The following is a 14,661-nucleotide window of genomic DNA, read 5'->3' on the forward strand; positions in this document are numbered from 1 at the left end:
TCCTTTCTTGGTTAAAATCTAAAAAAATTAATTAAACATTTATAAATTCAAATATAAATCACTTTTAAATAACTTATATTCAGGTTTACTTTAAATGTCCTTTCGAATGTAGATCAAATAGAACTTATAGCTGAAAGACAATAAATGCTAGATTCTTTAGTATTGGTAAGCTAAGCACCATTCAAGTACTGCCATAGCACTATTTAGCTTGTTTTCGGCCTGGGTAAATACAATACTTTTCGGTCCATCAATAACTGTTGCTGCTACTTCTTCACCCCGGTGTGCTGGGAGGTCATGCATAAAAGTAGCTTCCGGATATAAAGTCAAAATTTCCTCTGTCACTGCAAATGGATTAAATGCATCTTTCCATAAAGAATCTATTTTGCTTGTCCCTGTTGTTTGCCACCTTGTTGTATATACAACATCCACTTCACCAGGTAACATTTTTATGTCATGACATTCAATAACTTTAGCACCAGAAAATCGTGCATATTCTTTTGATTTTTCAAGTACACTTGGAGACACTCCATAACCAGCAGGTGTAAAAAGATATAACTCTGTACCTGGAAAACGAGATAAAGAAAGAGCTAGAGCTGCTGCACTGTTATTACCTTCTCCCATATATAAAACCCGTAATCCAGCTATCTCACCAAATTTTTGTTTCATTGTTGTTAAGTCTGTTAGTGCTTGTGTTGGATGTTCTTCCGCACTCATTGCATTAATGACTGCCATACGACTTTGAGATGCCAGTTTTTCCATTTCCTTTTGACTATCTGCAGTTCTTGCTACTAGTCCATCCAGCATTCGCGAAAGTACTTGAGTAGTGTCTTCTATAGACTCTCCTGTATTTTCTTGCAAATCATTTGGACCATACGATACAATTTGTGCACCCATCTTTAATGCTGCAACAGAAAATGCCGATCGAGTTCTAGTCGATGTTTTACGGAAGTAAATCCCAATTATATTTCCCGCTAATATGTGATTAGGTTGCGATTTACCTGTGGCAAACTCTACCCCACGAGTTACAATTTGGTTAATATCACTATCAGTAAGATCCTCAAGAGTAATTAAATGTTTTCGAATAGCCATTATTATATTACCTCCCTTTTGAATAAGTGCATGTAACAAAAATGTATTTACACATATATTTAAATCAAAACTATTAAACAGCTAAGGTAAAAAATAATAGATTACAAATATAATTCATGTGAATCCATTACCACACTTTTCTATATTTGTTTTTAAACTAATGTATAGCAGTTGATATATAGCCTATATGAACTCGAATACTATGTTTACCCATAAATACTCAAATATAATTCTATTGTTAGTCTATATTCCTATTTTTTATGATATAGCTCTGCTGAATATATTACACACTACAACGCTAAAAATATACTCAAAATACTGAATTTTCAGCTTTCTCAACTCTTTTATCAATTTTCTGTAAATTTATACTATAATTTTCTTTTTTACACATTCTATACATAAAAATTTTTTCTATAAAGATTTCATGCTTTCTATTTTTTTAACATCTTTATTACTATAATTGGAGATTTTCCTCATCTTTAAAATAATGCAACCAAGAATAAAAGCAAAAAATGAAAATATCCAAAAGGTAATATTTATAGTATTTAATGATAAGCTCCAACTAATTAGAAAAGAAACTAGAGCTCCTCCCAAACTTGCCGATGCAATAAATAAACTAGTCACTTCATCAATATTATTTTCCATAATACGGGAAGCTAAAATAAGTGTTATCGGAAAAATGCCAGCTATGACTAAACCAATAATGAAGATTACAGATAAATACATACCTGTACCACGAACAAAGGGGAATAGAAATAAGAGAATTACTAATGTGAAGCAACTAGATGAAATATATATCCAATAATTAAACTTATGAACAAGCTTACCTACAAAAATCCTTCCGATAACTATTGCTAGCCAGAAACAAGATATACTTATTGAATTAATTAATTCATTATTAGTAAGAATCATAATTGTAGATAAAAAATTTGCAAGATTGGTTTCTATACCTGCATATAAGAATGCAAAAAGTGATATAAATAATATAATTTTTACTTTTCCATTTTTAAAACTATCAGTTAATGGGGGTAGTGATACTTCCTTTTCATTCTTTGGAGGAAAAAGATTATTAAATCTAGCACTCCCAAACAAGTACCAAACTAATAGTGTGAAAATAAGAAATAGCAAGATTCCATATAAAATGAAATACCATGTATAAAATTTTATAAAATAATTGACTAATAAAGGAAATCCAAGTGCTCCAATCCCAAACCATACTTCAAGAATGCTGAATTTAGCAGCACTATTCTTTTCTGCTGAAATAACAAAGGAACCCATAGTAGTTTCTAACAAACCCGCTCCATAACCCAATCCAAATGCAATTACCGCTAAATATACCCAATCTTTAACAAATATAAAACCTCCTAAAACTATCGACATTGCCAATATCCCAAATGTTAATGTTTTAAAGTAATGATATTTTTTTACTAGAATAGGCGAACTAAGAACGCCAAATAAAAATCCAGTAAATTGAAAAAATATTAAAATACCTAGTTGATCGGGTGTTCTTTCATAATATTGTAGTAACGAAGGAATTAGACTGCCCATACAAACATGTATTACTCCTACAATAAAATAGAACAAGCATCCATAATAAAATATTAACCGCATCTTTTATCAGCTCCAATTCAAAAGAAAAACAGGGATTTATGTTACAAATTATAAATCCCTGTTTTTACAATAAAACTAAATAGTTGTTACAGATAACTCTTTTTTACTTTTGTTCTTATTGAAGAATAAATCTAATATAACTTGTGAACGTAGTCCATCTTCAAATGTTGCAATCGATTCTTTAGGACCACCTGCTGCAGCATTAACCCAGCTTATAATTTCATTTCTAAAGGAATCTGCCCATTCAAAAATCTCGTTTTCTGGATCAACTAATAATGGTAAAGGCAAAAAGATTTCTTGTTTTTCCAAACCATCAAAAATTATATATTTATTAGGTTCTTTAGAAGAGTACTTGTATTCTTTCTTAGTACCTATTACCTCTATACTAAAGCCACAATCTTCAGGAAATGAACTTTTAGATGTTGTAATATTAACAAATACTTTATTTGTTAATTGACCATAAACTTCTGCATAGTCATCTACAAATACTTTTTGTTTTTCTTTTTCTTTAACATTTGTTTTAATTTTAGTTCGAACAGTATCCTCTCTAAAATCACTTTCAAATAAAAACCAAAGTAAATCTATTAAATGAATTCCTAAATCCCCCAGTGCCCCACTAGTTTTATTACTTTGATTATTATCCCGCCAAGTAAACAAAGTTCTTCTAAAGGCACTATTCTTTTTAAAATGTAGTCTTATAACTACTATCTCTCCTAATTCCCCATTTTGAATTAAGCTTTTCAAAGCCTTAATATAAGACAAGTAACGATAGTTAAACCCCATTGCAGCAACTACATTGGTATCTTTGGCTATTTTCATCATGTATTTTGCTTCTTCACAAGAAATTGCCATCGGTTTTTCAACTAAAACATGTTTGTTTTTTAATAACGCTTGAACAGCTTGAGATTTATGACAAAAATTAGGGGAAGATATTATTACCCCATCAACAACTTTAAGTAGCTCCTCATAACTATTAAATACTTCCCCATCATAATCTTCTACTAACCCTCGAGCATTCTCGTAATTAACATCATATACTCCAACTAGTTTACAATTATCAACTGTTGATAAAGCTCTAGAATGAGCTTTTGCAATACTACCTGCACCTATAATTCCAATATTCATTATATGAACATCCCCTTTAATTAATAATGTGCTTTAGAGTATTTAAAATTCCTATTGAGTATTCACCTTGAGTTAGCATTGAGTGTGTTTTTTTAGCCTCTTCTGTTGCATTTTCTACTAAGTAACCATGTCTTACTGCTTGTAGCATCCTTAAATCATTTCCACTATCTCCAAAAGCAATTGCATTTGATTTATCTAATTCATACTTATCTAACATAAATTTCACAATTTCATCTTTACCTGTTCCAAGTGGAATAAAATCTACATCATAGCAATTTTCTGGATCACCAGCTAATGGATTACATTTGTTAATATTAACCCCAACTTGGAATATATTACTTATTTCTTCTATCATCTCTAAATTTTTTACATCAATAGCTTCATTTTGCTCTTCATAATAAAAATTAAATTTGTACTTAGAACTTCCTAATTGTGTCTGAGGTCTTAAAAAAATTCCATATTTTATTTCTAACAATTTGATAATTCTTTCAATCTTTGACGAATCAAAACCACCCTCTACGATTCTCTCTTCCCAAGTTTGATCATCTATAGTAGTCCCATTACTGACAAAGTATGTTATTTCTGTACCTAATCCACTTGCCACAAAATGAGGAAGATACTGAATCCCACCTTTTTTCATTTTTTCAATAATTGATTCTAAACTACTTCCAGTTACCCAACCAATTACTAGCTCCCCATTACTTCCGTGTTCATACAAATATTTTTCTAACAATTTCATATTGTTTCTTTTAGAATCATCCATGTTATGAGGATAATAAGTTTCATCAAAATCACAGAACACTACATATTTAGGGCTTTTAACCTGTGGTAGTCTTTCGAAATTTAAAGTCTTTAAAACTTCATTACTTATTGACATTAATTAATCCCTCCAAAACGAAATTTTGCTCTTCTATCATCATATTTGGGTGTAAAGGTAAATGTAATATCTCTTTATGAACTTGCTCTGTATTTAATAAAGAATCCTGCATATAGTTTTCTTTTACCAACTTAGTATTATGTTTATGAGATAATACTGGATAATAAATATCTGTTTCAATGTTATACAACTGGTACAATTTATTTTTCATCTCATCTCTTCTTCCATTTTCAACTCTAATCGGAAAAAGATGCCAAATATTATCTTCTGTCATCTTAGGTAGTTTTATTAATTCTCTATCCTCTAATTCTTTTAAATTACGAATATATCGTTGAGCTAAAAATGCTCTTTTTAAATTGTTATACGATAGGAACTTAATTCTCTCTAAACCAATAGCTGCTTGGAGGTTATCAATTTTAGAATTAAAACCAAAATCTAATACTTTTTTATTTTTTTTATCAACTTCAAATCCATGATAACTATATTGATTGCAACGAATTGCAAGATTTTCATTATTAGTAACTATTGCACCTGCCTTACCACATACACCAAAGTTTTTATATGGATTAAAACTAAGGACAATAATATCTCCATATTCTCCAAGGTTTGAAGAACCAATAGCCTGACATGCATCTTCAATAACACTTAACTGATAAACATCTGCAATTTCACGAATTTTTTTCATATCACATTGTTTGCCATACAAATGTACAGGTAAAATACATTTTGTCTTTTGGGTTATAGCTTCTTCTATTTTAGATGGGTTAATACAATAACTCTTGTGATCTATATCTACAAATATAGGTTTTGCACCAATTGCTAACACAGCATTTTCAGTAGCAGCAAAACTATTAGCTGGCATAATTACTTCATCACCCGGCTGAATACCAATAGATAACAATGACACCATAAGTGCGTCTGTACCGCTACTTGTTGCAATTACATACTTCTTGTTTAAATACTCCCCAATTACTTCTTCTAATTTTTTAGAAAATGGTCCACTTGTGAATTGACCTGTCGGTAAAACCTCTTTTAAAGTTCCCATTATTCCGTCAATTTCACTTTGAGAAATCAGCCGATTAACTGGCATAAATTCTATTTTTTGTATATTTTTTCTGCTATAATTGAAAATGTCTTTTTCTATATCAATATCTATTTTCAATTTATTTTCTCTAAATAATTTCTCTTTCATTTTGTGATTCGGCAATATATTACTAATTTCAAATTCTTTCTCTTTCGTTTCTCCCTGCAGGCACTTTAATAAAGCTAAATTGTCTTTGCTATGACCAGAAATTGTAGTAAGAGTTTTCACGTTAAATCACCCCTAAGAAATTATTTTAAAAATCATGAATAGACTATATTTTATGTTATCGATTACATGTCAATATTTTTTTTGCGGAGGGATTCTCTATGGTAACAATTAATGAAATTGCTAAATTATGCAATGTATCAAATGCTACAGTTTCAAGAGTTTTAAATAACCATCCATATGTAAATTCGGAAAAACGTGAGAAAATAACAAAAATAATGAAAGAATTAAACTATACTCCTAGTTCTATCGCTAGAAATCTTAGGATAAATAAGACACAAACCATCGCTCTATCGATTCCAAATATAGATCATCCTTTTTTCGGAAAATTAGCTAGAGAAATTTCTAAAGAACTTTTAAAACATAATTATAAATTACTGATTTATCAGACTTTTTATAAAAAAAAAAATAGAGCTTGAATTACTTTCATTACTAAAGAATAAAGCTGTGGATGGTGTAATTCTCGCATCCTTAGAAAATAATTGGGAAAATATAGAGCATTATTTAGCATATGGCCCTATATTACTTTGTAATGAGTATGAGGAAAATGCACCTATTCCGATAATTTGCTATGATGAATTTGAAGCCGGATACAAAGCTGTTAAGCATTTAATAAGCAAAGGACATAAAAAAATTGGCTTTTGTTTTGATACTCTTAATAGTCAAGCACAATTAAAACGCAAACAAGGATATCTGCGTGCATTAGAAGAAAAACAATTATCATACAAAAAAAGTTGGTTATTTGGAGATGCAATTACTATTAAAGATGGAATTAAAATCTTTGAGAGGTTAGATAAATTAAAAGATAAACCTACTGCACTATTTACTGGAAATGATCAAGTTGCTGCTGGAGTAATTAAAGGGGCTTCTTTAAAAGGATATACTATTCCTACTGACCTTGCCGTTTGCGGTTATGATAATCAATTAATTTGTACAGTTACAACTCCAACAATTAGTACAATTGATATTCCAATCGTTGAACTAAGTAAGCGAACTGTTAGTGAAATACTCCTATATATAAATGAAAAGGAATCTATTAAGCGTAAAATTATTGAATATCCAGCAAGCTTAATTATTCGTGAATCGACATAAATAAATAAAAAGCGTCATTTTCAAATTAAAATGACGCTTTTATACAATATCCTAAAATTTACACCGATAGTTTATATAATTTTCTGATTTTATTTTCTAAAAACTTTCTTCAACAATGAGGACACGAGCCATCTTAATCTAAGTAGAAGTTTTTATTTTCTATAAAGTAATTACACAAATCAATAAAATTGATATCAATTATTGATTCTGGAAAACTATCTGAAGAATTACAACAAGAAAGCTTATAATCATTACCAATAGTAAACTTTTTAAAATAAACCTCCTTAGATAGCATATCACCATAAAATATTTTATTTTTATTAATAACAAAAGAATTTAAAGGTATAGTTAATCCTTTTCCCATCCATTTAACAAAACTTTCTTTTATAGTCCATAATTCATAAAAGACATCTAATTGTTGTTCTAAATTTAACGAATTTAGATAATCAAATTCTTCCTCAGTAAATATATTTTTAAACATTGTAGTATCTAAAGGACCTATTTTTTCTACATCTATTCCCACTTCTTCCTCATGAAAAACTCCAACAACCCAACTTTCGGAATGTGATATGTTAAAATGAAAGTTATTTAAATCATCAACATAAGGCTTTCCGTGTTCATTGTATTTATATTTGATGTCCTTATTTTTTTTTGAGAATCTTTTAGTAATTAAATATCTTATTAAAATGTCTGCAATTAAAGCTCTATATTGGTCAGGCTTTCTTTTGTATTTCTGTATTTTCATCTGCTTTTCATTTGAGACCAATCGTATAAGCTTCTGCATATGATCATATTCTATACTTTCAGGCACATGTACCTTATATATATTCATTATATCCTTCCCACCTAATCCCCATAAAATTAATAGTGTACATTTCTTAAAAAGTATTTCACTTATTTACATGTGCTAATATAAGCATTTGTTTAAAACTCCTTTTTATACTCTTTACCAATTCATGAATATGGGGTTTCTCTAACATACTCAGATGGGAACCTGGCACTTGCATAGCGTATACTTCCCCTGATGTGTATTCATTCCATCTAGTATAATCTACCAGTGGGTGAATATCATTAATAGATGCATTAAATAAAAAGACATCTGCTTTTATTTTTTGTTTACAATTATATTTTAGGTATGCATATCTATTAGCTATCATTACTTTTAACTTATTCATCATTGGATCTTCAAAATTTTGCTGACAACTATTTTCATTCAATGTAAATTTTTTCAGTAAAGATTCTATTAATTGTTCTTCACTCATTTGCTCAAAACTATTTTTCTCAATCCCTAACTGATCATTGAATTTTTCCAATTCTTCAAATGAATTCCTAATATTTAAACTAAGAATCTCCTTACCTTGTTCAATAGGATGAACATCAAGTAAACCTAGAAAACTAACTTTATCACCTAGTTCTTCTAATTTTCTAACCATTTCAAATGCAACTATTCCTCCAAAAGACCATCCTAATAAGGTATATGGCCCTTCCTTTTTTACTTGTTTAATCTCTTCTATATATCTTACCGCCATTTCCTCTACAGATAAGTTTGGAAATCTACTATCATCATATCCTATAGATTGTAACCCATATACAGTCTTATCTTCTCCTAATTCTCTAGCCAAATCATAATAGTTTAATATCCCCCCGCCTTGCCCATGAACAATGAACCATTGACTATCCTTGTTTGTTCCATTTTGAATTGGAATTAAACACTCACTGTCTATTCCTTTATTCCTACTTATTACATCACTTAATTGTTCAATAGTAGCCTTTTGAAATAATAAACTTAATGGCAGTTGCACATTAAACATTCTCTTGATATTTTCGAATAACTTTAATCCCTTAAGAGAATGACCACCTAATTCAAAAAAATTATCATTTATACCAATATTATTTACGCCTAATATACTACTCCAAATATCAATTAAACTACTATCTATTTCATTTCTTGGTGGTACATAATTACTATTGCTCATTGTATTTAGCTTTGGTAACTTGCTTCTATCTATTTTCCCATTTTGTGTTAATGGTATATTGTGAATTGGTATGAGTTGTTGAGGTATCATATAATGTGGTAACTTTGTTGCCAAATATGCTCTTACCTCTGGAATACTAATATCTTTTTCGGTAACTACGTATGCACATAAATACTTTTCTCCATCTTCATCTTCTTGATCTATTACTACGGCCGTTTTGATTGTCTCATATTTTAACAAACTCGCTTCTATCTCACCTAGTTCTATTCGATATCCCCTTATTTTTACTTGATGATCCACTCGGCCCAAGTATTCAATGTTACCATCAGGTAGCCACCTTGCTATATCTCCTGTTTTATATAGTTTCTCACCAGGTTCAAATGGATGATCAATAAATTTATCTGCTGTTAATTCTTTTCGATTGATGTATCCTCTAGCTAACCCTATACCAGAAATACATATTTCTCCTGGAACACCTATAGGTTGTATCCTGTGAAATGAATCCAATATATAAATTTTAGTATTTAACAATGGCGAACCTATCGGTACGTTTTGTGTTGTAATTTCTTTATCACTCTCATATCGATAAGTTGTACAACAGACTGTAGCCTCTGTAGGTCCGTATCCATTTAATATTTGGAGGTTCCCCCTAAATAGATGATCGTATTTTGCGAGTAATTCTGTTTTAATTGGTTCTACTCCTACAAGTAGTTTATTTAACACTATCTTCTGGTTATCTCTAACAAAATAATCATATATTTCATTTAATAAAGTAGGTGGAATATATGATAACGTGACCTGTTCCTCAAGAATGACTTGTACAAGTTTTGGTACATCAAACTTCTCACCTTGATAAATAGTCATTCTTGCGCCATATACCAATGGGACAAATATTTCAAATATGGTAACATCAAAAGAGATGCTACTAGAGAATAGAACGTTATCAGATATCCCTATATCTTGAGAGAAATCTTCATACATTGCACACACAAAATTCGTTAAGGATCGATGTTCAATCATTACGCCTTTAGGTTGTCCTGTAGAACCTGATGTATAGATAACATACGCTAAGTTGTGAGGTTCTAACATCATTTGCATGTCTTCTCCTTGCTCTTCTTCAAAAGACATATCCATTAGATCTATTACATTACCTTGGAATTCTATCTCCTTAATAATAGAGTTTTGATGTACTAATACATGTGAACATCCACTGTCTATAAGCATATACTCCACTCTTTGTTTTGGTAAGTCAGTATCAATTGGTAAATACGCCCCACCTGCTTTTAAGACACCTAATATACCTATAACCATCTCGATGGAGCGTTCCATCATCACTCCAACAATGGACTCTCTTTTAACTCCCTGGTCTAATAACCTTCTCGCCAACTGATTAGCTTTTATATTTAATTCATTATATGTAATTCCTTTTTCATTACATACAACGGCTATTTGATTAGGGTTCCGTTTTACTTGTTCTTCAAACATTTTATGCACTAAAAAATGATTAGAATTTGAATTCTCTTTTTTGTTAAATTCATTCATTATACAATGTTCTTCTTCTACAGATAACATATTAATATTACGCAATCGTATTTTAGGGTTATTAGTTACTTCTTGAACTATATTTGTAAAATGTACCATTAACCTTTCTATTGTCTCCGCTTTAAATAACTTAGTACTATATTCTACTTTTAAATGAATGTTATTATCTATTTCCGTTGCTACTAATGACAAATCAAATTTTGAAACTGACTGCTTAAATTGATACGGTGTAAATTCTAATTCACCAATAGATATTGGATTCATATCCATGTTTTGAAAAACAAACATGGTATCAAATAATGGATTTCTACTTGTATCCCTATGCAAGTCTAAATCTTCTAATAGTTCTTCAAAAGGATAGTCTTGATTTTCATAAGCTTCTAATGTATTGAGTTTTAATCTACTCAAAAACTCAATACACTCATCGTCATTTTCTAGATAATTTCTCATTACCAAAGTATTAATAAACATACCAATCATATGATTAGTATCAGAATGAGACCTTCCAGCAATTGGCGAACCTACAATAATGTCTTCTTGACCTGTGTATCTAGATAAAAGTATGTTATAAATGGCCAATAAAATCATATATGGCGTGGTACCAGTTTCAGTTGCTAGCTTATTTACTTTAAAAGTTAAATCTGTTCCCAAATTAAAGGAACAAACCTTACCTTTAAAGCTTTGTATAGTCGGTCTTTGAAAATCGGTTGGAAAATTTAAAACCGGGAGTTCTCCTTTTAAAGTTGTTAACCAATAATTCTTTTGTTCACTAATTAGATTCTTATAGTAAGTTCCATTTTGCCACATCACATAGTCTTTGTACTGCACTCTCAATTTTGGAAGTTCATTTCCTTTATACAATTCTACAAATTCTTTTATTAATATCCCCATTGATAAACCATCAGAGATTATATGATGCATATCTACTACAAGGATATGTCTTTCTTCTGCTATCCTTAAAAGCAACACCCTTAATAATGGAGCTTTTGATAAATCAAATGGACTTATAAACTCATGTATTAAATAATCCGCATCTTTTTCATTTGCATGAACGTATTTAATATTGAATTCTACATTAGGCTCAATTTTCTGCACTAATTCTCCATCTAAGATTTGAAAAGAAGTTCTTAATATTTCATGTCTTTGCATTAAAGATTGAAATATATTTTCAAACTTATCTTTACAAATATCCCCTTCTACTTTAAGTATTGTGGGCATATTATAAGTTGTATTTGTACCATCTTCGAATTGATCTACTATAAACATTCTCTTTTGTGACGTAGAAGCTAAATAATACTCTTGTTGTTTTATAGGTTCTATGGAAATATAATTACTTTTTTCCATTTCTAATATACATTTTGAAAAATCAATCAAAACAGGAAATTTAAATAGGGTTTTAATAGATAATTGCACATCAAATTCTTTATTAACAATAGAAATTAACTTAGCAGCCTTTAATGAATGACCACCTATCTCAAAAAAGTTATCCTGTATTCCTACCCTTTGGATTCCTAAAACATCTTTCCAAATCTCAACTAATTTTCTTTCTGTAGAATTTGTCGGCTCTATATGACTTGATTTTAAATTATAAGTAGGTTGAGGTAATTTTTTTCTATCTATTTTTCCGTTTTGTGTTAACGGTATGTTTTGAATGGGTATGATCTGTTGAGGTATCATATAATATGGTAACTTTGTTGCTAAATATGCTCTTACCTCTGGAATAGGAATATCTTTTTCAGTAACTACATACGCACATAAATACTTTTCTCCACTTTCATCTTCTCGCTGTATTACTACGGCGGTTTTGATTGTCTCATATTTTAACAAACTTGCTTCTATCTCACCTAGTTCTATTCGATATCCCCTTATTTTTACTTGATGATCCACTCGGCCCAAGTATTCAATGTTACCATCAGGTAGCCACCTTGCTATATCTCCTGTTTTATATAGTTTCTCACCAGGTTCAAATGGATGATCAATAAATTTATCTGCTGTTAATTCTTTTCGATTGATGTATCCTCTAGCTAACCCTATGCCAGAAATACATATTTCACCTGGAACACCTATAGGTTGTATCCTGTGAAATGAATCCAATATATAAATTTTAGTATTTAACAATGGCGAACCTATCGGTACGTTTTGTGTTGTAATTTCTTTATCCGTCTCATATTGATAAGATGTACAACAGACTGTAGCCTCTGTAGGTCCGTATAAATTTAATATATGGAGGTTCCCCTCAAATAGATGATCGTATTTTGCGAGTAATTTTGTTTTAATTGGTTCTACTCCCACGAAAAGTTTATTTAACAATATCTTCTGATTCGCTCTTACAAAATAATCATATATTTCATTTAATAAAGTAGGTGGAATATATGCTAACGTGACCTGTTCCTCAAGAATGACTTGTACAAGTTTTGGTACATCAAACTTCTCACCTTGATAAATAGTCATTCTTGCGCCATATACCAATGGGACAAATACTTCAAATATAGTAACATCAAAAGAGATACTACTTGAGAATAGAACATTATCAGTTATCCCTATATCTTGAGAGAAGTCCTCATACATTGCACACAAAAAATTAGTTAAGGAACGATGTTCAATCATTACCCCTTTGGGCTCGCCTGTAGAACCTGATGTATAAATAACATATGCCAAGTTGTGAGGTTCCATCGTTATCTGCAAATCTTCTACTTGTTCTTCTTCTTCTTCAAAAGGAATATCCATTAGATTTATTACACTACCTTGGAATGCTACTCCCTTTATAATAGAGTTTTGATATGTTAGTACATGTGAACACCCACTGTCTGTCAGCATGTATTCCACTCTTTGTTTTGGTAAATCGGTATCAATCGGTAAATACGCCCCACCCGCTTTTAAGATACCTAATATGCCTACAATCATCTCAATAGAGCGTTCCATCATCACACCAACAATGGATTCTCTTTTAACTCCCTGGTTTAATAACCTTCTCGCCAACTGATTAGCTTTTATATTTAATTGCTTATATGTAATTTCTTTTTCATTACATACAATCGCTATTTGATTAGGATTCTGTTTTACCTGCTCTTCAAATAATTGAGGAGCTGTTACAGTCTCACAAAGTAATGTTTTATGAACTCTAGTCGTATGATTGAAATCATATAATATTTGATTCTTTTCTGTTTTAGACATTACATCTAGATCCATTGCAGATTTATTTGGATCTTTCATTAATATATCTAAAATATTATATAAATGATTAACTATTCTACTAACTAATCCTTCACTATATAAAGTAGAATTGTAATCTACTTGAACCTTTAACTGTTCTTCATTTTTCATAAACCTAATAACCATATCCGAGTTTATTTTATCTGTACTCTCATAACAATGAATATCATCTAACATTACTATTGTATTTAATAAGGGAAGATTATTACTCTCTCCACTTAGACTTAATAATTGAGTAAGTTTATTAAAAGGAAAATGACAATGTTCATTTGACTCTAAAATTGTTTCTTTAATTTTATATATTATTTCTTTGAAATTATCTTCTTGATTTATTTGAGTACGTAATAATAAAAAGTTGTTTTGAAAAACCGTCTCTTCTTGACCTTGCTTAAAAACTGGCATTCCAATTACTATATCATCCCTATCGGTATATCTACTTAAGAGATATTTCACACCTGATAATAAAATAGTGTACAGTAACATATCAGAATTATTGCTAATTGCTACAGCTCTCTTCGCAATATCCGATGGGAATTGACAATAATAACTTTCTTTAGAAGCCTGAATACTATTTAAAGACAGACAATCACAAGGAAATCTACTTAACTCAACATCACCTGATAACTTGTCTAACCAATATTCTTTTTCTTTTTTAAATTTTTCACTAGATAATAAAACCTGCTGGGTAAATTTATCAAGCATTTTTTCTTCCCACCATTCTCTATGATATTGATACTAAATACTACATATTTAGTGGTTATGTTCCCCATAGACCCATCCGTTTTATCATGAGGGGACACAATCATACTCGTCATTGGGAGTTTTCT

The 14,661-nt window shown here is 30.3% G+C and carries 7 protein-coding genes and 1 pseudogene; 1 reads left to right on the forward strand and 7 read right to left on the reverse strand.

Annotated features, from left to right (window positions below):
- Window positions 1–156: 156 nt before the first annotated feature.
- The 5 genes from ACZDYH_RS17525 to ACZDYH_RS17545 form a co-directional block, all read right to left on the reverse strand.
- On the reverse strand, window positions 157–1,089 hold the full coding sequence (locus tag ACZDYH_RS17525; RefSeq protein WP_474886729.1) for an ornithine carbamoyltransferase: 933 nt from the start codon (window positions 1,087–1,089) through the stop codon (window positions 157–159).
- A gap of 411 nt (window positions 1,090–1,500) precedes the next feature.
- Complete coding sequence (locus tag ACZDYH_RS17530; RefSeq protein WP_474886731.1) at window positions 1,501–2,700, reverse strand: MFS transporter; 1,200 nt, start codon at window positions 2,698–2,700, stop codon at window positions 1,501–1,503.
- Between the two features lie 75 nt (window positions 2,701–2,775).
- Window positions 2,776–3,825, reverse strand: coding sequence for a Gfo/Idh/MocA family protein (locus ACZDYH_RS17535; protein ID WP_102956933.1), 1,050 nt, complete (start codon window positions 3,823–3,825; stop codon window positions 2,776–2,778).
- A gap of 16 nt (window positions 3,826–3,841) precedes the next feature.
- On the reverse strand, window positions 3,842–4,702 hold the full coding sequence (locus ACZDYH_RS17540; protein ID WP_474886733.1) for an HAD-IIB family hydrolase: 861 nt from the start codon (window positions 4,700–4,702) through the stop codon (window positions 3,842–3,844).
- Entirely contained in the window at window positions 4,689–6,014 is a 1,326-nt protein-coding gene (locus tag ACZDYH_RS17545; RefSeq protein ID WP_102956931.1) for a DegT/DnrJ/EryC1/StrS aminotransferase family protein, read from the reverse strand. The genes ACZDYH_RS17540 and ACZDYH_RS17545 overlap by 14 nt, the downstream gene beginning before the upstream one ends.
- 98 nt (window positions 6,015–6,112) lie before the next feature.
- On the opposite strand from ACZDYH_RS17545, the pseudogene ACZDYH_RS17550 reads away from it, so the two are divergent.
- Window positions 6,113–7,103 (forward strand): annotated as a pseudogene (locus ACZDYH_RS17550) (LacI family DNA-binding transcriptional regulator).
- Between the two features lie 133 nt (window positions 7,104–7,236).
- On the opposite strand, the gene ACZDYH_RS17555 reads toward ACZDYH_RS17550, so the two are convergent.
- The gene (locus tag ACZDYH_RS17555; protein WP_102956929.1) at window positions 7,237–7,935 is read right to left on the reverse strand and encodes a 4'-phosphopantetheinyl transferase family protein; all 699 of its coding nucleotides are present in this window, start codon (window positions 7,933–7,935) and stop codon (window positions 7,237–7,239) included.
- 58 nt (window positions 7,936–7,993) lie between these two features.
- The gene (locus ACZDYH_RS17560; protein ID WP_474886735.1) at window positions 7,994–14,536 is read right to left on the reverse strand and encodes an amino acid adenylation domain-containing protein; all 6,543 of its coding nucleotides are present in this window, start codon (window positions 14,534–14,536) and stop codon (window positions 7,994–7,996) included.
- Between the last annotated feature and the right edge of the window lie 125 nt (window positions 14,537–14,661).

The organism is Bacillus sp. EB V-12 (genome assembly GCF_056158125.1).